The organism is Belliella kenyensis (assembly GCF_022549675.1).
Lineage (GTDB): Bacteria > Bacteroidota > Bacteroidia > Cytophagales > Cyclobacteriaceae > Belliella > Belliella kenyensis.
The window spans coordinates 293,539-316,006 of the sequence record NZ_JAKZGR010000004.1 but is presented as its reverse complement, the minus strand read 5'-3'; the positions used below and the strand labels follow the sequence as shown (position 1 = coordinate 316,006).

The 22,468-nt window shown below is 38.8% G+C and carries 19 protein-coding genes; 13 read left to right on the top strand and 6 right to left on the bottom strand.

The annotated features are described in order from the left end of the window. The first annotated feature begins 104 nt into the window (after positions 1-104). The 4 genes from MM214_RS06250 (at position 105) to MM214_RS06235 (ending at position 2,961) form a co-directional block, all read left to right on the top strand. A complete protein-coding gene (locus MM214_RS06250; RefSeq protein ID WP_241293309.1) occupies positions 105-302 on the top strand; it encodes a hypothetical protein in 198 nt (65 codons plus the stop codon). Between the two features lie 287 nt (positions 303-589). Next, positions 590-865 (top strand): hypothetical protein, encoded by a 276-nt coding sequence (locus MM214_RS06245; protein WP_241293307.1) that lies wholly within the window; start codon positions 590-592, stop codon positions 863-865. A gap of 296 nt (positions 866-1,161) precedes the next feature. Further along, positions 1,162-2,163 carry a PDDEXK nuclease domain-containing protein gene (locus tag MM214_RS06240; RefSeq protein WP_241293305.1) on the top strand — a complete coding sequence of 334 codons (1,002 nt, stop codon included), beginning with the start codon at positions 1,162-1,164 and terminating at the stop codon, positions 2,161-2,163. A 570-nt stretch (positions 2,164-2,733) separates the two neighbouring features. Continuing rightward, a complete protein-coding gene (locus tag MM214_RS06235) occupies positions 2,734-2,961 on the top strand; it encodes a hypothetical protein (RefSeq protein ID WP_241293302.1) in 228 nt (75 codons plus the stop codon). A gap of 15 nt (positions 2,962-2,976) precedes the next feature. On the opposite strand, the gene MM214_RS06230 is transcribed toward MM214_RS06235, so the two are convergent. Then, positions 2,977-3,168: a hypothetical protein gene (locus MM214_RS06230; protein WP_241293299.1), complete on the bottom strand. Its 192-nt coding sequence runs from the start codon at positions 3,166-3,168 to the stop codon at positions 2,977-2,979. A gap of 120 nt (positions 3,169-3,288) precedes the next feature. On the opposite strand from MM214_RS06230, the gene MM214_RS06225 reads away from it, so the two are divergent. From MM214_RS06225 to MM214_RS06210, 4 genes are all read left to right on the top strand, one after another. After that, entirely contained in the window at positions 3,289-4,740 is a 1,452-nt protein-coding gene (locus MM214_RS06225) for a BatD family protein (RefSeq protein ID WP_241293297.1), read from the top strand. Continuing rightward, positions 4,733-5,812, top strand: a complete 1,080-nt coding sequence (gene aroC / locus MM214_RS06220) for a chorismate synthase (RefSeq protein WP_241293294.1) — start codon at positions 4,733-4,735, stop codon at positions 5,810-5,812. Before MM214_RS06225 ends, aroC begins: the two co-directional genes overlap by 8 nt. 19 nt (positions 5,813-5,831) lie before the next feature. Next, on the top strand, positions 5,832-7,178 hold the full coding sequence (locus MM214_RS06215) for a dicarboxylate/amino acid:cation symporter (RefSeq protein ID WP_241293291.1): 1,347 nt from the start codon (positions 5,832-5,834) through the stop codon (positions 7,176-7,178). 222 nt (positions 7,179-7,400) lie between these two features. Then, complete coding sequence (locus MM214_RS06210) at positions 7,401-7,883, top strand: DUF4890 domain-containing protein (RefSeq protein WP_241293287.1); 483 nt, start codon at positions 7,401-7,403, stop codon at positions 7,881-7,883. A gap of 132 nt (positions 7,884-8,015) precedes the next feature. Here the strand turns inward: MM214_RS06210 and MM214_RS06205 are convergent, their stop codons facing one another. From MM214_RS06205 to mutY, 5 genes are all read right to left on the bottom strand, one after another. Next, positions 8,016-9,488, bottom strand: a complete 1,473-nt coding sequence (locus tag MM214_RS06205) for a glutamate synthase subunit beta (RefSeq protein ID WP_241293284.1) — start codon at positions 9,486-9,488, stop codon at positions 8,016-8,018. A gap of 1 nt (position 9,489) precedes the next feature. Next, positions 9,490-13,980: a glutamate synthase large subunit gene (gene gltB / locus MM214_RS06200; RefSeq protein ID WP_241293273.1), complete on the bottom strand. Its 4,491-nt coding sequence runs from the start codon at positions 13,978-13,980 to the stop codon at positions 9,490-9,492. Between the two features lie 406 nt (positions 13,981-14,386). Next, entirely contained in the window at positions 14,387-15,736 is a 1,350-nt protein-coding gene (gldE, locus tag MM214_RS06195) for a gliding motility-associated protein GldE (RefSeq protein WP_241293270.1), read from the bottom strand. Between the two features lie 97 nt (positions 15,737-15,833). Beyond that, positions 15,834-16,295, bottom strand: a complete 462-nt coding sequence (locus MM214_RS06190; protein WP_241293267.1) for a single-stranded DNA-binding protein — start codon at positions 16,293-16,295, stop codon at positions 15,834-15,836. 52 nt (positions 16,296-16,347) lie between these two features. Next, the gene (gene mutY, locus MM214_RS06185; protein WP_241293264.1) at positions 16,348-17,421 is read right to left on the bottom strand and encodes an A/G-specific adenine glycosylase; all 1,074 of its coding nucleotides are present in this window, start codon (positions 17,419-17,421) and stop codon (positions 16,348-16,350) included. 160 nt (positions 17,422-17,581) lie between these two features. Here mutY and MM214_RS06180 point away from each other — a divergent pair, with 160 nt between their 5' ends. From MM214_RS06180 to MM214_RS06160, 5 genes are all read left to right on the top strand, one after another. Beyond that, positions 17,582-17,890: an HU family DNA-binding protein gene (locus MM214_RS06180; protein WP_241293262.1), complete on the top strand. Its 309-nt coding sequence runs from the start codon at positions 17,582-17,584 to the stop codon at positions 17,888-17,890. Positions 17,891-17,913: 23 nt separating this feature from the next. Then, positions 17,914-18,729, top strand: coding sequence for a tetratricopeptide repeat protein (locus MM214_RS06175; RefSeq protein WP_241293260.1), 816 nt, complete (start codon positions 17,914-17,916; stop codon positions 18,727-18,729). A gap of 182 nt (positions 18,730-18,911) precedes the next feature. Then, positions 18,912-20,483, top strand: coding sequence for an Rne/Rng family ribonuclease (locus MM214_RS06170; protein WP_241293259.1), 1,572 nt, complete (start codon positions 18,912-18,914; stop codon positions 20,481-20,483). A 156-nt stretch (positions 20,484-20,639) separates the two neighbouring features. Further along, on the top strand, positions 20,640-21,167 hold the full coding sequence (locus MM214_RS06165; RefSeq protein ID WP_241293257.1) for an RNA polymerase sigma factor: 528 nt from the start codon (positions 20,640-20,642) through the stop codon (positions 21,165-21,167). A gap of 199 nt (positions 21,168-21,366) precedes the next feature. After that, a complete protein-coding gene (locus MM214_RS06160) occupies positions 21,367-22,356 on the top strand; it encodes a FecR family protein (protein WP_241293255.1) in 990 nt (329 codons plus the stop codon). Positions 22,357-22,468 lie beyond the last annotated feature (112 nt).

The window sequence follows — 22,468 nt, the reverse complement described above, 5'->3', positions numbered from 1 at the left end:
GAATCACTACTGCCAACATTTAGCCCACTAGCCAAAAACCCTTGGAAAAAATCCCTGATTGATGCATTCATCTATCAGGGTCGCCGATAGGGATCGGGAGGTTAGTGGCTGCCGTGTGCGCCTATGGTGTATTGACTGACTTGTGCGCCGGGGCGTACATCCGCAGGGTGAAGGGCTTGCTAGGTGGAATAGTAGGCTGGTTGGTGGATTTTAGGAAGCGGTTGTTTCTGTTTTTCGATGACTTTGGGAGTTTTTGCTTTGGTTTGGGCATGACTTCCCCCACCCAACATCTGGGGATTTGAATTTTCAGCAATTCTTGGACCCAACCCTTGATTTCTTGAATCCTGTAAATGGATCAAGAAGGTGCGGGATTTGGTTTGAAAGGTTTTGTGAAAGAAAGTTGGGCTTAGTTAAGAGAATAAAAAACATCCCGAGGATCGGGACGGTCAGACTAATCAGGATTGGAAATGAGCTCAAATTGAGGGATTTTGTTTACATTAGTCAGAATGGCAAAAATCCGGTTCCAAAGGAGAAAGACGACTAACGAGAACTTGACCGACAAATATCTGCCAGCTTTTTCGAGCGGACAATGATAGGCAATTCAAAACTCTCACCACTGGTGAGAGAAAGTCACAATGACCTATCAAACACATTCAAAGACAGCTATATATTTGAATTTTTGAACTTACCTGAACCACATAGTGAAAGTGCTACAGCAAGAAAGTTGGCAGTAATCATTTGGAATGACCTGTTCCGATTTGTCGGAATGGTCGTAAAAGGTATTCATTATGAAAATCCCGAAGGCTATCTTTTCTTGGATCAAAAAAACAAATGCAAAGCATTCATGAATACCATTGAAAAATAATCCTAATGAATAAAGTTGGGCTAAGTTAAGAGAATAAAAAAACATCCTGAGGATCGGGACGGTCTGAATAATGAGGATTTAGGCCTCGAAATGAGCTCAAATTAAGCGATTTTCTTTGCATTAGTCAGAACCCTAAAAAAACTATGCACAAATGAACATTACTGTAACAATTGAGCAAAGAATTATGAAACATATCAAAAAAAATCCTACCCCTGACAGACAGCAAGTTTGACTTTGTTCTTTCTCATTTCACCACTAAAAATCATTATCTTTGCACAATAAATTGATACAGCTTAATGCCTTTATCGAAACAAAAATATACTGAACTCATTGACAGCATTGGCTCAACCTTACAAAGAGCAAGGGAAAATGCTGTTAAGGCAGTAAATAATGAATTGGTAAAAGCCAACTGGAAGATTGGGCAATATATCGTGGAATACGAGCAAGACGGAAAAGAAAAAGCTGACTATGGAAGTGCTTTACTGACTAACTTGGCAAAAGACTTGAAAGTCAAGTATGGTAAAGGTTTTAGCAAAAGTAGTATATATCTATGCAGGCTGTTTTACATCAAATATCCAATTTTCCAGACGGTGTCTGGAAAATTGAGTTGGAGTCATTATGCTGAATTACTAACCGTTTCAGACGACTTGGCGAGAAATTTTTACGAACAACAATCCATAAAAGAAAATTGGGGAGCAAGAGAAATGAAACGCCAAATTGATTCGGCATTGTTTCAACGACTGGCGTTGAGCAAAGATAAAGAAGGCGTTTTAGCATTATCAGAAAAAGGACAGGAAATTGCAACCTCAGAGGACATCATAAAAGACCCTTACGTTTTTGAATTTCTAGAATTACCAATGGACAATATCGTCAAAGAAAGAGCATTGGAAAAGAAACTCATTGACAATCTACAACAATTTTTATTAGAACTTGGTAAAGGATTTTCTTTTGTCAAACAACAATTCAAAATCACAATAGACAACGAACATAATTTCATTGACCTTATTTTCTATCACCGAATTTTGAAATGTTTCGTTCTCATTGACCTGAAAACAAGAAAAGTGAAACATCAGGACATTGGACAAATGAACCTTTATCTGAACTACTTCAAAGAAGAAGAAAACACAGAAGGCGATAACGAACCGATAGGAATTATCATAGCGGCAGACAAACACGAATACACCGTAAAATATGCAACAGGGGGGCTAACCAATAAGATTTTCGTTTCAAAATATCAGGTGTATTTGCCTGACCAAAAACTGTTAGAAGAAAAAGTTAAAGAAATTATTGAGCGATAAAAAGAAGGGCGACCGCCTAACATTTAGCCCACTAGCCAAAAGCCCTTGGAAAAATCCCTGATTGATGCATTCATCTATTTTAGTTCCGATAACTACCCGAATAGTGGCATTTTGATTGACATCTGGAAGGGGGAAGGTTTCGTTAGGTGGAATTGAGGTGTTTTACTTTTTGTTCCAGTAATGCCACGAGACAAGCATTAACACAAAAAGTAGCAAAAAAGTCAAGTTGGGAAAATTCCCGATAGAAAGATCGGGACAGGCTCTATCCAGCCGAAAGGCTTGCGCTGGCCCGGTCGAAATTCATTCCTTCTCGCATTGGATGGGGGTAGTAAGTATAATTGTGAGAACCAAGTTGTTGAGGAATTTTTGTTGTAATGATAAAGAAAGTTGGGCTTAGTTAAGAGCATAAACATCCCGAGAATCGGGACGGTCTGACTAATGAGGATTTAGGCCTCGAAATCAGCTCAAATTAAGCGTTTTTCTTTGCATTAGTCAGAAGTGATGAAAGAACCAAGATTAACGAAAATCAGTTTTATGAAGTAATTTCATATATTTATTAAAATTTAGGATATGACACATGCAGAACGCCATATCATTGAAACTTATTCCGAGCTTTTTGAAAGTTTGAGTTCAGTAAGCAAAATAGAGCTACTTGAACGGCTTGCGAAATCTATAAGGAAAGGGAGAAAGTCGAAAGAAAAGGATTTTTTCAGTTCCTTCGGAGGATTTGCTACAGAAAAGCGAGCCGAAGAAATCATCAAACAAAAAGGTCTTGATTCGAAAAAAAGGCTCATTTAAGAGCCTTTTATTTTTTTAGCCTGCAAGCTTCACAAAGTACTTATTCAAAACAGGTTCATATACACTTGAAAATGTCCTGTAGCACCAAAGTTGAAATTCCTTGATTTCGTCAGGGAGGATCAAGTTTAGGCTCTTACGCAGTTCTTTCTCAAAGAGTGATTTGTCAAAACTCACTTTCATCAAGACTGTCTTAACGTATTCTAGCATTGGTTCTAAAATTTTAAAAGGTTAAACAGAAACTACTAATTCTATCATACGATACTTTATATTGTTTGTTGCGTTTAAAATATAAAGTTAATTTGCGGTCATAAATTGATTAAAACCACTATGATAAAAACGAAGGTCACCTGGGTTTTGGTATTGATATTAAGTATTATCTCATTTAAGAATTTTGCCCAAGATGTAAAGATAGAATTGGGGCCAAGTGAAATAGGTCTCAATGAAACCTTCACCATCAAGGTAACGATTTCTGATGATAAAATAAAATCTTATGATCAGTTTCCGGATATTCTAGGCTTCCAAAAACAAGGGATTCAGCAATCTTCTTCCATGAATATCATCAACGGACAGATGAGCTCTTCCAATAGCATCATTCAGTACTATCGTCCTACACGTAAAGGTGAATTTCAACTTCCGAATTTTACGATTAAGATAAATGGTGTGGATTATTCTGCTCAAGGTAAGTCTATCAATGTAGTAGATTCTCGAGCCAGTCAAAGGCCATCTAGTGCTTTCGATGCATTTGATGAGATGTTTGGAAGAGGAAGTAGGGAAGAGCAGGAATTTATAGAGATAGATGACGATGCATTTTTTGCAGCCTCAGTGGATAAGTCTGAGGTGTATGTAGGAGAAGGAATCAATGTGAGTTTGGCCTTCTACATGTCTGAGCAAAATCAAGCACCGTTTCAATTTCATGAGCCGGGCAGGCAGCTTGACAACATCTTGAAAAAGCTTAAACCTAGCAATGCTTGGGAAGAGAATTTCAACATTACGAGCATACAACCAGAAAGGGTGAGTATTAATGGTAAAAATTGGACCAAGTATAAGGTATATGAGGCAACCTTTTTTCCCTTTTCTGAGGGAGAGATTACCATTCCATCCATATCTTGGGAAATGATCAAATACAGGGTAGCCAAAAACCCATCATTCTTTGGTGCCAACAGAATGGAGGATTTCAAAACTTTCTATTCAGCAGCAAAAACAGTAAAAGTCAAACCACTACCACCGCACCCATTGCGAAATGAGGTAAGTGTGGGTGAATATCAGTTAAGGGAGAATTTCAAAGAGAGAAGTGCAGAAACAGGAGAGGGAATCACTTACAATTTTGGGATTTCTGGATCAGGAAATGTGAATTCTATCAACAGGCCAAGAACAAAACAGATCCAAAAATTAAACACATACGATCCAAACGTACGTCAGCAGATCAATAGAGGGATGGGAAAGGTTACAGGGATCAAAGAGTTTAGCTACTACTTGACCATCAATGAGCCTGGGGAGGTTCAGTTGGCAAATCACTTTGAATGGATATATTTCAATCCAAGGTTAGCAAAGTACGATACGCTAAGGCCTCAAGCAGTCCTTCAAATCACAGGAGAATCTAAGGTCAATCAGGCAATTTCCAACCAAAGATTAGGAGGTATCTATGATTTGATTGAAGTAGAGAACAATAAACTTTCATACCAGAGATATAAGTCTTATTTTTCCATCATTATTAATATACTATTAGCAGCATCAGTTATTTTGATTGCTGTACTTATTGTAAGAAAGAGTAATGGGTAATTCATTCGGAAAGATTTTCAAAATCAGCACCTTCGGGGAATCGCATGGCAAGGGGCTAGGTGTAATCATAGATGGCTGTCCAGCAGGCTTAGTCATAGATGAGGAATTCATCAGATCAGAGATGCAACGCCGTAAGCCAGGCCAGTCAAAAATTACAACACAAAGGAAAGAAGAAGATGAATTTCAGTTGCTTTCTGGAGTTTTTGAAGGAAAGAGTACTGGCACTCCTATAGGGATGGTCATCATGAATACTGACCAAAAAAGTAAAGATTATGGTCATATTGCGGATAAATTTAGACCTTCACACGCTGACTTTACTTATCACGAGAAATATGGCGTTCGCGATTATCGAGGTGGGGGGAGAAGTAGTGCTAGGGAAACTGCTGCTAGAGTTGCAGGTGGAGCTGTTGCCAAGTTATTTCTAAAGCATTTTGGTATTGATATCAAAGCGTATGTAAGTCAAGTTGGGCATCTTAAGCTCGACACACCTTACCACAAGCTAGATCTCTCCAAGATAGAAGATAATATACTAAGATGTCCAGATGCTAAGAAGGCAGAGGAGATGATTGATTATATAGATTCGATCCGAAAGTCTAGAGATACAGTAGGTGGTGTGGTGAGCTGTGTGATTACAGGAGCACCAGCAGGATTGGGAGAACCAGTGTTTGATAGACTTCATGCTGAACTGGGGAAGGCTATGCTAAGCATCAATGCCGTAAAGGGCTTTGAGTATGGAAGTGGATTTGAAGGTGTAAGTATGCGTGGCTCTGAACACAACGATGTGTTTTATACAGACCAAACTGGAAAGACTAGGACAAAAACTAATCACAGTGGAGGTATTCAAGGAGGTATTTCCAATGGTGAGGATATTTATTTCAAAGTAGCATTCAAGCCAGTGGCGACCATCATGATAGATCAAGAGTCTGTCAATGAAGCAGGAGAAGCAGTAACGGTGTCTGGCAAAGGAAGGCATGATCCATGTGTAGTGCCTAGAGCTGTACCTATTGTAGAAGCCATGGCTGCACTTGTTTTGGCAGACTACCTCTTGATCAGCAGGACGAATAAATTGTAAAGTATTTAACCCAAATATTATGTTTAAAAAAATACCCTTACATACCCAGATTATTGCTGGGCTAGTATTAGGATTGATTTTTGGATTGGTGATTATCCAATTTGGAATTTCACCAGAGTTTACGGTGAACTATATCAAGCCCATCGGGACGATTTTTATCAATGCCCTCAAAATGATTGCTGTTCCACTGGTTTTGGCATCTTTGATTGTAGGGGTTTCTAATCTTGGTGATATCTCAAAGCTTTCTAGAATTGGCGGAAAGACAATATTGGCCTACTTAGTTACCACTATTATAGCAATTACTCTTGGGCTATTATTGGTTAACTTCTTTGAGCCAGGTGAGCAGCTCCCTCAGGAGACGAGAGATAAACTTATGGCTCAATTTGACTCTCAAGCAGGTTCCAAAGCAGATTCTGCTGCTGCCATCAAAGACCAAGGGCCACTTCAGCCATTGGTAGATATTGTTCCAGAAAATCTCATCGCCGCCGCCGCTGACAATGGTAGCATGCTTCAGGTTGTGTTTTTTGCGATCATTGCGGGTATTGCTTTGCTTCAGATTTCTAAAGAAAAGGCCAAGACATTCACAGACTTTTTTGATGCCCTCAATGATGTCATCATCAAGATTGTAGAATATATCATGATGATTGCTCCATATGGGGTATTTGCGCTGATGGCTTCTCTTATTGTAGAAATTGCTGGGGAAAATCCAGATTCAGCAGTCGAATTGCTTCTAGCACTTCTTAAGTATACTTTGGTCGTCATGGGAGGCTTGTTCCTGATTATCGTCGGAGTGTACAGTGCCATGCTCAAAGCTTTTACCAAGCTATCATTCCTTGACTTTATCAAATCAATGAGACCAGCCATGCTGCTGGGATTCTCTACCTCTTCTAGTTCAGCCACACTCCCTGTGACCATGAAGCTGGTAGAAGAAGAGATCGGTGTATCTGAAGAGGTGAGTAGCTTTGTGCTTCCTCTTGGAGCTACTATCAACATGAATGGTACCAGCTTGTATCAAGCTGTAGCTGCGGTTTTTATCGCACAAGCATTGGGGATGGACCTAACTTTATCTCAGCAATTGACCATTGTCCTTACAGCTACTTTAGCTGCAATTGGTTCTGCGGGGGTGCCAGGAGCTGGGTTGATCATGCTAATCATAGTACTTGAAGCGATTGGTGTACCTGGAGCTGGTGTAGCACTTATCATCGCACCTGATAGAATTTTGGATATGTTCAGGACAGTAGTAAACATCACTGGAGATGCAGCTGTATGTGTCACAGTGGCCTCTACTGAAGGAGAGCTACCAGCTGGATTGATTCGAGCTTCGAATCCTTTCACACCAAGCGCAGAAGAATTAGAGCAACAATAACCCAACAATAATCCTTTTGGAAGGCTACTCTTGTCAAGGAGTAGCCTTTTTTTGTTTAACGTTTGTTAACATTTTTCTTTGAGTGGTAGATTAAACCTTCGAGCGGGGGCTTGGTCTAAAAGACAAATTCCAAAAGAAATTGGAAACTAAACCAACATCCAATCTACCCGGGTAAGTGATGGATCTTAATAAGAAGAAATATTAACCTTAAACAAAGAAATCATGAAAAAGCTATTGATAATCGTCGCAATGTTTTCCTTAGGAGTATTGTCAGCACAAGCTCAGAGAGTATCACCAAGAAATGGTATGAGCCCAGAAAAGAGGGCTGAAATGGCTAGCCCAGAAAAGAGAGCAGAAATGGCAACAAATAGGCTAGCAGATAAATTAGAGTTAGATGAAAATCAGAAAGGGCAGATTTATACTATTCATTTAGAAAATGCGAATAAAAAGCAAGCTGAAATGGAAGCAAGAAAGGAAGAGATGAAAGCAAAAAGAGAAGAGATGAAAGCTAAGCATCAAGCACAGCAAGAAAAAATCACCGCTGTACTTACTCCCGAGCAACTGAAGAGGTATGAACAGCTACAGGATGAAGATAAGAAAAGAATGAATACCATCAGAGATGCAAGGACAAATCCTGATAGAGAAAAATATAGAAGAGGTCAAAGAGGTGAGCGTGGTGCCAGAGGACCGAGAGCACAGCAGTAATTTTCATAAAGGTTGGTTAAATGTAATACAAAAATGCAGGTCAATTTGGCCTGCATTTTTTCTTGATAAAATATAAGCCGACCTAGATTTCCCAGGCCGGCTATTGGTTGTATTAGTGGTTTCAAATTAAAATTAAGGAGCCATTTCTTGCTCAACTTGATAAAATCCTTCATCTTTTCTTGGTAGCACAGAACTACCCTGGAGAAATTCATCTACCCGAACTGCCGCTTCCCTTCCTTCTGATATAGCCCAAACTACGAGAGATTGTCCCCTTCTCATGTCACCAGCCAAAAATACCTTCTTGGATGTAGATTGATAATCTTTGGACATAGGAAGGCTGTTTTCCATCCTCTCGACCTTGAATGCTTCAAGCAGGCCATTTTCAGCAGGCCCTGTATATCCAATAGCTAAGAATGCTAAATCACATGGTACAGTACGCTCTGTACCTGCAATTTCTACAAATTGCATCCTACCATTTTCATGTTTCCATTCTATATCTACCAGTACTAAGCCAGTGACTTCACCTTTTTTATTGCCGACAAACTCCTTGGTAAGCACGGAGAAAACCCTTTCTGCTCCTTCTTCATGAGAGCTGGAAGTTTTCAAAGTCATTGGCCATTCAGGCCAAGGATTCAATTCCGTTCTTTGCTTAGGAGGCTTAGGTAGCAATTCAAGTTGCAAGATACTCTTTGCACCGTGCCTATTTGATGTACCAATACAGTCAGAGCCCGTGTCTCCTCCACCGATCACCACGATATGTTTGTCTTTTGCAGAAATTGGATTTTCCTCGATTTCACCACCTACGACTTGGTTTTGCTTACCTAGGAATTCCATTGCAAAGTGTACACCTTTTAGGTCAGCACCTTTAATATTCAATTGTCGCGGCTGTGCTGCTCCTGTAGCAAGTACTACAGCGTCAAAGTTAGCAAGTATTTCTTCTGCTTTTACATTGACACCAATTTCTGTTTCCGTAGAGAATATAACACCCTCTTGCTCCATCACTTCAACCCTCCTATCTATTACCCATTTTTCTAATTTGAAATCTGGTATACCGTATCGAAGGAGCCCCCCTACTTTTTTGTCTTTTTCGTAAAGTGTTACTTTGTGCCCAGCTTGATTGAGCTGATCAGCTGCAGCTAGTCCTGCAGGTCCTGAGCCTATTACCGCCACAGTTTTGCCTGTTTCGGTTTTAGGTAACTTAGGCTTGACAAATCCTAATTCATAAGCTTTTTCGGCAATATGCTTTTCGATAAGCTCTATGGCTACAGGGTCTTTGTTGATCCCTAGCACACATGATGCCTCACAGGGCGCTGGGCATATCCTACCAGTAAATTCTGGGAAATTGTTAGTGCTTTTTAATATATGGAAAGCTTCCTCCCATTCATTATGGTATACAGCATCGTTAAACTCAGGTATGACATTACCCAGCGGACACCCCTGGTGGCAAAATGGTATACCGCAATCCATGCACCTTGCTGACTGCTCGTTTAATTTTTGTGCATCAAACGGCTTATATATTTCTTTGTAATCACTAATTCTTTCTTCGGGAGAGCGTGACTCTGGTAGCTCTCTTTTATATTGGATAAATCCTTCTTTCGCTCCCATATTACACTAATGTTTTTGATTGTTCCAAAGCTCTTTTTCTCAATACCTCTTTGTAATCTCTTGGGATTACTTTGGCAAATCGCTCTTTGTAAGTGTCCCATTTGTCTAAATATTCTCCAGCCAGAGGACTCTTAGTGAGTGCTTTGTGTTTGGTAGTCATTTCTTTGATCAAGACAAAATCATCTTCATTCAATGGATCGATGTCGACCATCTCCTGATTGATCAAGTGTAGATAGTCTTTGAGAATGTATGCAATACCTCCGCTCATACCAGCGGCAAAGTTTCTGCCTATTTCTCCAAGATTCACTACCAATCCACCAGTCATATACTCACATCCATGATCGCCTATGCCTTCTACTACGGTGCTTACCCCTGAGTTTCTTACACAGAATCTTTCCCCACCTTTTCCATTGATAAAGGCTTCACCTGAGGTTGCGCCATAGAACGCCACGTTGCCAATGATGATGTTGTCTTCGGCTCGGAAGGAGGCATTTCTGCTTGGATATACGATCAGTTTTCCTCCAGATAATCCTTTTCCGAAGTAATCATTGGCCTCTCCTTCAAGCTCAAAGGTTACTCCTTTGGTCAAGAATCCTCCAAATGTCTGTCCCGCTGAGCCTATGAATTTGTACTGAATAGTATCTTCTGGTAGGCCTGGACTTCCATATATTTTAGAAATTTCATTAGAAAGCATGGCTCCTACGGAGCGATCTATGTTTTTGATTTCGAATTTTCCTTTGACTTCATTGGCTTGCTCTAGGGCTGGGAGGGCTGCTTTGATCAGTTTTCTGTCGAGCACTTTCTTAAGCTCAAACTCTTGATCTATTTGCTTGTGTACTCCAACATGGTCAGGGACTTCCACTTTATGGAATACTGGTGTGAGGTCTACTTTGTCCCATTTCCAATGGTTCATATTTCCAGTAGCTTTGAGTACATCACTCTGACCTACCATTTCATCAATCGTTGCAAATCCCAATGAAGCCATGATCTCTCTGAGATCTTGGGCGAGGAATCTGAAATAATTTACTACATGGTCAGGATCACCAGTGAAAAGTTTTCGCAAATCTGGATTTTGCGTAGCGATACCTACTGGACAGGTGTTGAGGTGACATTTTCTCATCATGATACATCCCTCTACGACCAGAGCTCCTGTAGAGATACCCCATTCTTCCGCTCCCAAAAGGGTCGCAATAGCTATGTCTCTACCTGTACGAAGCTGTCCGTCTGTCTGAAGTACTACCCTACTTCTTAGGTTGTTTTTTACCAATGTCTGATGAGCTTCAGAAAGTCCAAGCTCCCAAGGTAGGCCCGCATGTCTTATAGAGCTAAGTGGAGATGCTCCTGTACCTCCATCGGCTCCAGAGATCAGAATCACATCTGATTGTGCTTTAGCCACACCTGCTGCTACTGTTCCTACTCCAGCTTGAGATACAAGCTTGACATTGATTCTGGCTTTGCGATTGGCATTTTTCAAATCGAAGATCAATTGAGCCAAATCTTCAATAGAGTAGATATCATGGTGTGGAGGAGGTGAAATCAGCCCAACTCCAGGAGTAGAATGTCTAACCCTTCCTATCCAATCATCTACTTTGTGACCTGGTAGCTGACCACCTTCACCAGGCTTAGCACCTTGTGCCATTTTGATTTGGATCTCTTCAGCATTGCTGAGGTAGTTGGAAGTGACGCCGAATCTACCTGAAGCCACTTGCTTGATAGCTGACCTTTCCCAGTCTCCATTTTCCTTTCTTTCAAATCTTATTTCGTCTTCTCCTCCTTCTCCACTATTACTTTTTGCACCGATCCTGTTCATGGCGATTGCTAAAGTAGTATGTGCTTCGTGAGAAATCGATCCAAAAGACATCGCACCTGTAGCAAATCGCTTCAGGATGGACTCTATCGGTTCTACTTCCTCTATAGGGATAGAGATTCTTTTCTTAAATTCAAATAATCCTCTGAGTGTCAATGCATCTTTGGTTTGCACATTGATTTTTTCAGCGAATTTTTTGTACAATGCATAGTCATTGAGCCGTGTGGATTTTTGTAGCAAATGAATCGATTCAGGGTTGAACATGTGTTTTTCCCCTCTACGCTTCCATTGGTATACACCACCTGTCTCCAATACAGGTCTATCAGTCTCATAGGCTGCTTGGTGTCTGATAAGCACCTCTTCCGCCAACTCATCAAAGGATATACCTGAGATCCTACTCACGGTCCCTTTGAAGCACCTGTCGATTACTTCAGGACCCAATCCTATAGCTTCAAAAATTTGAGCACCTTGGTAGGATTGAAGGGTACTGATTCCCATTTTGGAAAGTACTTTAAGCAATCCTTTACCTACAGCCGCTTGATAATTTGCAAAAAGTTGTTTCGAAGGAAGCTGTTTGCTTAATTGACCTTTTTCATTCAAATCAAGAAGTGTTTCTAGAGCCAAGTAAGGGTTGATAGCTGAGGCTCCATAGCCAATTACAGTGGCAAAGTGATGAGTCTCTCTAATATCGCCCGCCTCTACTACCAATCCAGCACGAGTTCGAAGTTTCTTTTTTACCAAGTGGTGGTGTACAGCTCCGATGGCTAGTAAGCTTGGGATTGGTGCTTTGGTTTGGTCTGAGCCTCGATCTGAAATGATAATGATGTTTTTGCCTGCGTATATTGCACCTTCAGCTTGTCTTCCTAGTTCGTTTAACGCTTCCAGTAGGCTTCCTGGCCTATGATCAGCATTAAAGTGCGCTTGTAATGTCACAGCGCGATAGCCCTGATCTTCAAGATTTTTGAGCTTCTCAAGATCTTCGTTTAACAATACAGGCTGAGAAATATGTATTTGTCTAGTATGTCTTGGACTTTCGTCAAGTATGTTATGGCTTTCACCAATTCTAGTAAATAGGGACATTACCAATTTCTCTCTTATCGGATCTATTGGTGGGTTACTGACCTGAGCAAAGAGTTGTTTGAAGTAGTTTGATACATGCTGACTTTGTTTGGAAAGTACAGCGAGTGGGGTATCAGCTCCCATGGAGCCTATTGGCTCATAGGAAGTATCTCCCATAGGGGCAAGTATTACTTTCACTTCCTCAGAAGTATAGCCGAAAATGGTCTGCCTTTTCTTCAACTCTTCTGTAGAATATGGGCTGCTTAGGGTTTTTGGGTCAGGCATCAATCTCAATTTTAGCCTTTCTTCTCTCACCCACTTGTCGTAAGGCTTGTTGTCACAGATTGAAGATTTTACTTCATCATCGAATGCCACTTTGCCTTTTTCCAAATCAATCCAAAGCATTCTTCCTGGACTGATTCTTCCCTTTTCTTTAATAGTAGCCTCCCTGATTGGAAGTGCCCCAGCTTCTGAAGACAAGATTACTCTATCATCGTTGGTTATGAAATAGCGTAGAGGTCTAAGACCATTTCTGTCCAAGGTAGCACCTATAGATTTTCCGTCAGTGAAAAGTAAAGCTGCTGGACCATCCCATGGCTCCATGAGAGCTGCGTGGAATTTGTAGAAAGCTTTTCTATCTTTATCCATCATCTGATTGTCTTGCCAAGCCTCAGGCACTAGCATCATCATCACATGAGGCAATGATCTTCCACTCAATGTCAATAGCTCTACCAAAGCGTCTAGGTTGGCAGAGTCGGAGTACTGCTTGTTGGTCACTGGCATTACCATTGAGAGTTCTTGATCAGTGAAATTTACAGATCTCATCAAAGACATCTTAGATTTCATTTTATTCAAGTTTCCTCTGATGGTATTGATCTCTCCATTGTGTGATAAGTACCTAAATGGCTGCGCAAGTCTCCAATTTGGGAATGTGTTGGTAGAAAATCTTGAGTGAACTATAGCCAAGCCCGAGGTGATCTTGTTGTTTTGTAAGTCTTTGTAAAAAGGTAAAACTTGATCAGTACGGAGTTGTCCTTTATATATTATGGTATTTGAGCTGAAGCTAGCAAAGTAAAAAGCATTGTTCACACCAGGGATTTCTTTGTTGATCTCTCTAGTGGCGTAGTTTCTCAAGACATATAGCTTGCGTTCAAGATCTATGTCTTGAAGACCATCTTGATGTCTGACGAATACTTGCTCGATGATTGGCATCACGTCTAATGCTCCCGAACCAGGGACTGTTTCATCTACGGGTACTTGACGATATCCCAAAAGTTTGAAGCCCAGTTCTTTGATGATTTGGTTTAGTCTTTCTTTGGACTTCTTATATAATTGTTTGTTTTTTGGAAAAAATGTCATGCCAACACCATAGCTACCTTCACCAGGAATCTCAAATCCTGCTCTTTGGGTTACTTCTTTCAAAAAAGAATGTGGAACCTGTATCAATATCCCAGCACCATCGCCAGTTTTGGGATCACTGCCTCGGCCTCCTCTATGCTCCATGTTACTTAACATATAGAGTGCATCGCTAATGGTCTCATGGGTTTTCACTCCTTTGACATTTACGACTGCACCTATACCACAAGAATCATGTTCAAAATCTGAACGGTATAATCCTTTATTCATTATCAATAAGTTTAATAGGTTTTCGAAATGGTTGCGGAATTTACAAAAAATATTCTCTTTATTAAAATTTAAGCAACCAAACGATTGTTTAACTGCATAGTTTATACTTAATTATAGCTTTGATTATCTATAATAAAAATCACATGTAAGTTAAAATTTAAACCTATTTTTGAAAAAAGTATTGAAATATGTCTTCTATGTGCCTGATTTATTAAGCAAAAAAAAGATTTTTAACATAAAAATAATAAAATATAGTTGGCAGAAAAAAAAATGAAAAATGTTGATTTTTTTTTCTTGACTTTTAAGTTTGCGTACTGTAAGTATATTTTGTGGGAAAAATTGATGTTTATAAAATTTTAATATTAGGCTAATTTTCAATATAAAATTTGTATGATACTTCTAAGATTTAGTCCTCATATTCGCTGAGGGATTTCTCTTCATTTGAGATGATTCTTACCCTTACCTTTTTTATCTTCCTTGTATCCACAGCTAGTATGGTGAATTCAAAATTTTCATAGACTATTTTTGCGCCATTCTTAGGGAAGTTGGCATTCAATTCCAAAAGTAATCCTCCAAGAGACTCGCTTTCACCCTTGACTTCATCAAATACTGTTGCATCTAGGTCCAATTTTTTACAAAAATCATTCAATGATACTTTACCTTCGAAGATAAATGTAAAAGGATCAATCTCTTTGAAATAGAAATCTTCAATATCATCAAATTCGTCATTGATTTCCCCGATAATTTCTTCAATGAGGTCTTCCAAAGTAACTAACCCTGATGTGCCCCCATATTCATCTACAACAATGGCCATATGCACTCTTTTTTGCTGAAAATCTTTCAACAAAGCGTCCACTTTTTTGTTTTCTGGAACAAATAATCCTTTTCTAACTAATTTCTGCCATTCAAAATCTTCTTCATTTTCTATAAAAGGTAATAGATCTTTGATATAAAGTATTCCCTCGATATTGTCTATGGTTTCAGTATATACAGGAATTCTTGAGTAGCCGCTCTTATTGATTTTGTCCATAAGTTCATGAAAATCTGTATCTGTATCCACAGCAGTCACTTCCATTCTTGATCTCATGACTTGCTTAACTGACAGCGTGCCGAAGTTTACTATGCCCCTCAGGATATCTTTTTCTTCTTCTGAGGTATCTTCTGTTGTGATTTCTATTGCTTTGTGAAGTTCGTCCACTGACATAGAGTATCCTTTTCTTTCTATCCTTCTTTCTATGATATTGCTAATACCCATCAAGAACAAGGAAAGAGGTTTTAGTATAAAAGAAAAGAAATGTATCATGGGTGCCATCATCAATGAGAATTCTTGCCGTGCTTTGGTAGCATATACTTTTGGTACGATCTCTCCGAAGAATACAATTGCAAAAGTGACCCCTACGGTTTGGATTAAGATAATTAATATTCCAGTGGCATTAAGTCCAAATATGCTCCATGCTACGAAAGTAGTAAGGGTTACTATCCCAATATTGATCAAGTTATTTAGGATCAGTATGGTGCTTAAAAGTCGCTGCGGGTTTCCCACCAAGTGGAGCACTTTTTCTGAGTTTGAGTCTCCTTGATTTTCGAGATCCGTGAGATCCTCTGTGGACAGGGAAAAAAATGCTACTTCTGAACCTGATACCAGCCCTGAAGCTAAAAGAAGAAAAATGAAAATAAATCCATTGATCAAAAGGTAGCTGACCGAGATTTCTGAAATCTCAGTCAGCAACATCATACTCGGATATGGGTCGTCCATTAAATGTCTAAATTGTTTTTACAAATTTAACCAATTTTGAAATAGGCTAAACAGTTTGAATGGAATTAGCTTATCCAAAATCAGATCTTCTTAGTAATTAGAAAGGCAAGTCATCATCATCAGCCGGTCCTTCTGCCACATTTGGGGCAGGCATCTGTTGAGGAGATGGATTATTATTGTATGCTTGATTCGATGAGCTATTGCTTGGGGATCCTTGTCCATCAGTTCTAGCATCCAACATTGTCAGATTCTGAACCCTAATTCTAACTTTCCTCCTATTATTACCTTGCTCATCTTGCCAAGAGTCTGTTTTTATCTTGCCTTCTACATATATTTTGCTTCCCTTTTTGAGATAGTTTTCTGCAATTTTTGCTAATCCATCCCAGAGCTCTAGGTCGTGCCACTCAGTATTGTCTACTCTATTTCCACTTCTATCTTTGTAAGATTCTGTCGTGGCCAAACTCACGTTTGCGACTACTTTGTCGCCTTCGAGATGCCTTACTTCTGGGTCTTGTCCCAAGTTCCCTACTAAAATAACCTTATTTACTCCTCCTGCCATAATTAAATTGGTTTAAAATGATTGACTAAAAGTTCATGACCTAATTTAAGCATTATTTTTCATCAGTCAAAAAATTTAAGATCAACTTTGGCTTTCCTAATGTCTCTAATTTTTCAACATTAACTAACTCCATACTGGAGTCATTGACCCATTGATCGATTTTTGACAAGAAATCTTCTTTGATCACAAACGTCACAAAGTTGGCAAAAATTCTTTGATGCGTGAGTATATGCTTGAAGGTACTTTCAGGATCGAACTCAATTTTTTCAATGATTGACTCAAATTGTCTGAAAAAGGCGAAATCCTCTATCACTTTAATAAGCGTGTTTTCTGTCTCTTCTAATGGAAAATCATAAAGTCCTTGCCAAATATCCCCGGACTGCCTTTGGCGAACGATGACCTGAGTCCCACATTTTATATAAAGGTAGTTGAAGTACCTTGTTTTAACTTTTACTTTTCCTAGTTTGATGGGAAGCTCTTGAACCAAATTCTCTTTGAATGCAAAACAACCTGCTTGAAGAGGGCAAGAAGTACATGCTGGGTTTTTGGGAGTACAATGTAGTGCACCAAACTCCATGATGGCTTGATTGTATTCAGCGGGGTTTTCTAAAGATATCTGTTCATTGGCAAGAGATTCGAAAGCACGCTTTCCTGATCCACTAGAAATGTCCTCACTCAAACCAAAATACCTCCCCAGCACACGAAACACATTACCGTCAACGACAGCTACGGTTTCTCCAAAAGCAAAAGAAGCAATGGCAGCAGCTGTATAGGAGCCTACACCTTTGAGTTTGATAAGTTCTTGATAGGACTTTGGAAACTCCCCATTGTGAAATTTCATGATATCTTTGGCACACTGATGAAGATTGCGAGCGCGGCTGTAATAGCCTAGGCCTTGCCAAAGTCTCATCACTTCATCACTAGGAGCTGAGGCCAAGTCAGAGACTTTTGGATATTTTTCTAAAAATATTTCAAAATATGGGAGTCCTTGCGCTACCCTTGTTTGCTGAAGAATTATTTCAGAAAGCCAAATAATATAGGGATTATGCGTATTTCTCCAAGGTAAATCCCTCTTGTGCGTAGTGTACCAGTTCAGTAATATGGAAGCAAAATGCCTGTTTTTCAAAATGTTGAAATTTTTTGTATAAAATAAACGTTAAACAAAAGAAGCTAATTTTGGTGAATTTGTTTTTAATTTGAAATGCTTCTTGTAAATTTGCAGTCCCAAAATTAGTTGGTTAATAGGTCGTTAAGCTTATTCGATAATAATTTAAATTAATTTAACAGTGACTAAAGCAGAAGTAATTACCAAGATTTCGGACAAAACTGGAATCCAGAAGGACGATGTAACTCAGACCATTGAGGCATTCTTCAAAGTTGTAAAAGATTCCATGGCAGAGGGAGACAACATTTATGTGAGAGGGTTTGGCAGCTTCATTAACAAGAAGAGAGCTAAAAAAATAGCCCGAAATATCTCAAAAAACACTGCTATTGTAATCGATGAGCATTATGTACCGGCCTTCAAGCCATCGAAGGTTTTCATCGAGAAAATTAAAAACAGTAAAAAAATCAAAGATCTAGCTCCACAGGACTAAATCCTAGTAGCTAAAAAATCCTCATGAAAAAATCCCAAATCATAGCCCTAGCTGTAGGTATAGTTGCCATAGGTATACTATATTCACTACCTAGAGTAGTCGTGGACAATGATGAGGGGCAAAATCAAGTTGCGGCAAGCGATGAAGAAGCTGTAGAAACGACTCCATCTCACATGGCTGCAATAGATGAATCTACTGCTGATGAGCTTGCCACATTGAGAGGCAAGCTATCGGCAGCAGATAATAAGGAAAATTTCGTTACCTTTGCAGACGCAATTTCTGAAATATACACTGAGCTGGGCAAATATGATAGTGCTGCGCATTATCAAGAGCTCGCTTTGGAGAAGTCAAATGAAATAGAGCGTCAAGAGCGCACAGGCAATGCCTACTATGAAGCATACACCTTCGCACTTAATGAGCAAAAGATCTCCTTTCTTGCCGAAAAGACAAGAAAGTATCTCAATCAGGTCTTGGAAAAAGATCCAAGTCGCTTAGACTTAAAAACAAAAGTAGCCATGACATATGTGTCTTCTTCAAATCCTATGCAAGGGATTACCATGCTAAGAGAAGTATTGGAGGAAGATGCAAGTAATGAGGAAGCACTTTTTAACATGGGGGTGCTATCTATGCAGTCAGGGCAGTACAAAAGAGCCGCTGAAAGGTTCGAAGAGTTGATTAAATTTCATCCTTCCCATCTTCAAGGGCAGTTCTATTTGGCAGTCAGCTACTATGAATCTAAGCAAAATAATAAAGCAAAAAAGCAATTCGAGCAAGTGAAAAGCATGACGACAGACCCACAGGTTCTCTCTAGTGTAGATAGCTATCTTGAGAGGCTGTAAATAATTGTTCAACATTTAAATTCAAAACTATGCCTTGCGGTAAGAAAAGAAAAAGACATAAGATCGCTACGCACAAGCGTAAGAAGAGACTTAGAAAAAACAGACATAAGAAGAAGTAATTAATTACTTCTTCTTTTTGAGTTTTTACAGTAAACGTTCATTCACATAAACAGAGACACGATTTGAGCACAGAATTATTAATCGATTCTGCTCAAAGCGGTAGTCGTATCGCCCTTTTGAAGGACAAAAGCTTGGTGGAACTTCATGCAGATGGAGAAGACAACAAGTTCAAAGTAGGAGATATCTATCTCGGAACAGTGCGTAAGATAGTCAATGGGCTCAATGCAGCATTCATTGATGTAGGATATGAAAAGGATGCATTTCTGCATTATCAGGATCTAGGTCCCCAAATCAATAGCCTAAATAAATTTACAAAGCTGGCCAAGAATGGAAATCTCTCTACTTATAATTTGAAAGGACTAGACCTTGAACCAGACATAGAAAAGCTTGGAAAAATTTCCAATGTCCTTCCTAAAAGCAATCAAATACTGGTACAAGTAGTCAAAGAACCAATCTCAACGAAAGGTCCTCGACTATCCTGTGAGCTCTCCATTGCCGGTCGTTATCTAGTATTAGTACCTTTTTCAAATACAGTCAATGTGTCCAAAAAGATACGAAGTGCAGATGAAAGGCGTAGGCTAGTGCGGCTTATCACCTCCATCAAACCCGCTAATTTTGGAGTGATCATCAGAACAGTGGCTGAGGGTCAGTCAGTAACAGAACTTGACAAAGACCTCAGAAACTTGGTGACCACTTGGGAAGATGGGATGAAAAAGCTACCCAAAGCCAAAGCCAAAGACAAGATAATTGGAGAAATGAGCATGGCGTCATCTATCATCAGAGACCTGCTCAACGAATCATTCGATGCAATCACAGTAGAGGATGAAATGATCTATGATCAGATTAGATCTTATATAAGATCGATCGCCCCTGAAAAGGAAAAAATTGTTAAGCTTTACAATGGTAAAGCTAAGCTCTTTGAAAATTTTGGAATAGAGAAGCAAATCAAAAGCTTGTTTGGACAGACAATAAGCCTACCACAGGGAGGCTATGTCATCATTGAGCATACTGAGGCACTTCACGTAGTGGATGTCAACAGTGGCAACAAGTCCAATCAAGAAAGCGACCAAGAAACAACAGCACTCAAAACCAACTTGGTAGCTGTAAAAGAAATTGCCAGACAATTGCGCCTCCGCGATATGGGAGGGATTATCGTCATTGACTTTATCGATATGAAAAAAGCTGATAACAAAAAGGCTGTCTTCGATGCGATGAAAGAAGAGATGAAATCTGATAGGTCTAAAAACACCGTGTTACCATTGACCAAATTCGGTCTAATGCAGATCACTAGACAACGTGTGCGACCTGAAGTCAATATAGTCACCAAAGAAACCTGTCCAGCATGTAATGGTACAGGCAAAATACAAGCTTCAATCCTTGTAGCCGACAAACTAGAGAAAGATTTAGAACATATGGCTACGATCCAAAATGTTTCGAAAATCCAAATTGGATTACATCCTTATTTGCATGCCTATTTTACAAATGGCATCATTTCACAAAGGGTAAAATGGTTTTTCAAATATTTCAAGTGGGTAAAACTGATCAAAGATTCTTCACTACCTGTGACGGAGTACAGATTCCTGGACGATTCAGGAGAAGAAATAGAACTAAATGTAAAAAGCGAGACTGAATAGTCTCGCTTTTTTTTTGGCTATTATTATTAATTTTTCATTAAATTTATCTCCTTTTTTTAGTCTTTTCATTAAAAAAACATTATCATTATTGATGATTTTTCTTCAAGAAGGAAAATCAAGTAGCTTTGAATGAGTTTAATTATTTGACTTAGAAAGGTGACTTTTGACGATAGTAACATATTGTGGAATGAACTAGGGAAGCGAAATCGTGAAGCTTTCAAATACCTCTATGCAAAAAACTATGAAGTGTATCTGAATTATGGATTGAAAATAACCTCAGATACTGCTTTGATAGAGGATTGCATACAGGATTTTTATTTGTACTTATATGAATTCATTCACAAGCTTCAGCAACCAAACAATGTTGAGGCATACTTTTTTTCAATGTTTAGAAATAAATTATCCAAATCTATTCAAAGTCTTAGCAAAATATCCACGAGTAACTTAGAATACAATCACTTTGAAATTGGTATCTTAAGTACATCTGCGGAAAGCACCAGAGAAGAAATGGTCGGTTTGTATTTAAATACTTTACCCATAAAGCAAAAGGAAGCAATTTCTTTAAAGTTCTTAGACGGATTAGATTATGATATCATTGCAAAATCGATGAATATCACCATAGAATCTTGTAGAACATTGGTGTATAGAGGACTAAAAACACTTAGGTCAAAATTTTCTGAATAATATTTTTATATCAGAGTCTATATCCGACACTTTTTTGACTCATAAGGGTAGATGCATATTCTACTATAGATTACAAATACTAGAATATTTGCATTTCAATTAGATCAAATAGTATCATATCATTGATATGGTAAGCTATCAATATCATTTATTCTATGGAATAGGTTAGGGTGCTAAGGCAAAGAAATATTTTAAAACAATGGAAAAAAACAAAGATAGCAAGGAAGTTCTTTGGAGTAAAATTGAAAAGGGATTTGATCAGGTAGATAAGAAATCGGAAAGATTCCAGTTTTATAAAATTGCAGCTAGCATAATCTTGATTTTAGGATTAGGATTGTCCTCCTTGTATTTTATAAACCTAAATCAGGTAGAAGAATCAAGGGAGTTTACACCCATAAGCAATCTGGGCGATGATACTATGATTCAGATCAAGAAAGGTGAAGAGTTGATAATGATGCACGAAGGGTATAAGGCCGATTTATCATCTGAAGAGCTTACAGAGACGAACTCAACTGGTTCAGAACCCGACTGGTACACTTTGAAAGTTCCTGCGGGAAAATCTGCAAAAATCACTCTCCAGGATAAAAGCACGGTATGGGTTAATGCTAATTCCACTTTGACTTATCCAAGTTTCTTTGTGCATGGAGAAGATAGGATAGTTCACTTGGAAGGGGAAGGATACTTTGAAGTAAAGTCCGACCCTTCTCATAGATTTATAGTTCAGTCACCTGATTTTGTTACTACAGCGACAGGTACAGCATTCAATGTGAATGCATTTTCTTCTAAGAGTGAGTCTTTTGCAGTTTTAGTAAGTGGGGTGATCGGAATCTCGAATATAAAATCATCTACGCAAATCACAGAAAGGAAATTAATTCCGAATCAAATTTTAATACTGGATAAAAGTCAAAGAAAAATTACGCAAAAGGAAATTGATGTAACACCATACTTGACTTGGAAGGACGGGTATTTTCAATTCAGTAGCTCTTCACTTGAAGATATTTGCAGGAAGCTATCGGACTACTATCAAGTCGACATATCAATAGTAGATATCAATCTTAGAGAAAAGAAGTTTTCAGGTAAACTTCAGATTACTAATCCTATTCATCAAACTCTCGAAACATTAGCTAAATCAATAAATTTTGACCTAAAAACAATTGAAAGGAGGTACATCATTACAAAAAAACTTTAAAAAGAAAGCGGTAAATGCGCCAACATTTACCGCCGGGATATTTCAAAGGTTGAAATTACCTGTGCAATTACTATAATACTAACCAGTGAAAATCGTGATGAATTTAAAATTT

Excerpts from the sequence above, each read along its gene's own strand:
- gldE (WP_241293270.1), bottom strand. The coding sequence starts at position 15,736 with ATGGACGACCCATATCCGAGTATGATGTTGCTGACTGAGATTTCAGAA.
- aroC (WP_241293294.1), top strand. The coding sequence starts at position 4,733 with ATGGGTAATTCATTCGGAAAGATTTTCAAAATCAGCACCTTCGGGGAA.
- MM214_RS06225 (WP_241293297.1), top strand. The coding sequence starts at position 3,289 with ATGATAAAAACGAAGGTCACCTGGGTTTTGGTATTGATATTAAGTATT.
- MM214_RS06160 (WP_241293255.1), top strand. The coding sequence starts at position 21,367 with ATGGAAAAAAACAAAGATAGCAAGGAAGTTCTTTGGAGTAAAATTGAA.
- MM214_RS06235 (WP_241293302.1), top strand. The coding sequence starts at position 2,734 with ATGACACATGCAGAACGCCATATCATTGAAACTTATTCCGAGCTTTTT.
- MM214_RS06245 (WP_241293307.1), top strand. The coding sequence starts at position 590 with ATGATAGGCAATTCAAAACTCTCACCACTGGTGAGAGAAAGTCACAAT.
- MM214_RS06230 (WP_241293299.1), bottom strand. The coding sequence starts at position 3,168 with ATGCTAGAATACGTTAAGACAGTCTTGATGAAAGTGAGTTTTGACAAA.
- MM214_RS06215 (WP_241293291.1), top strand. The coding sequence starts at position 5,832 with ATGTTTAAAAAAATACCCTTACATACCCAGATTATTGCTGGGCTAGTA.
- MM214_RS06190 (WP_241293267.1), bottom strand. The coding sequence starts at position 16,295 with ATGGCAGGAGGAGTAAATAAGGTTATTTTAGTAGGGAACTTGGGACAA.
- MM214_RS06175 (WP_241293260.1), top strand. The coding sequence starts at position 17,914 with ATGAAAAAATCCCAAATCATAGCCCTAGCTGTAGGTATAGTTGCCATA.
- MM214_RS06205 (WP_241293284.1), bottom strand. The coding sequence starts at position 9,488 with ATGGGAGCGAAAGAAGGATTTATCCAATATAAAAGAGAGCTACCAGAG.
- MM214_RS06240 (WP_241293305.1), top strand. The coding sequence starts at position 1,162 with ATGCCTTTATCGAAACAAAAATATACTGAACTCATTGACAGCATTGGC.
- gltB (WP_241293273.1), bottom strand. The coding sequence starts at position 13,980 with ATGAATAAAGGATTATACCGTTCAGATTTTGAACATGATTCTTGTGGT.
- MM214_RS06210 (WP_241293287.1), top strand. The coding sequence starts at position 7,401 with ATGAAAAAGCTATTGATAATCGTCGCAATGTTTTCCTTAGGAGTATTG.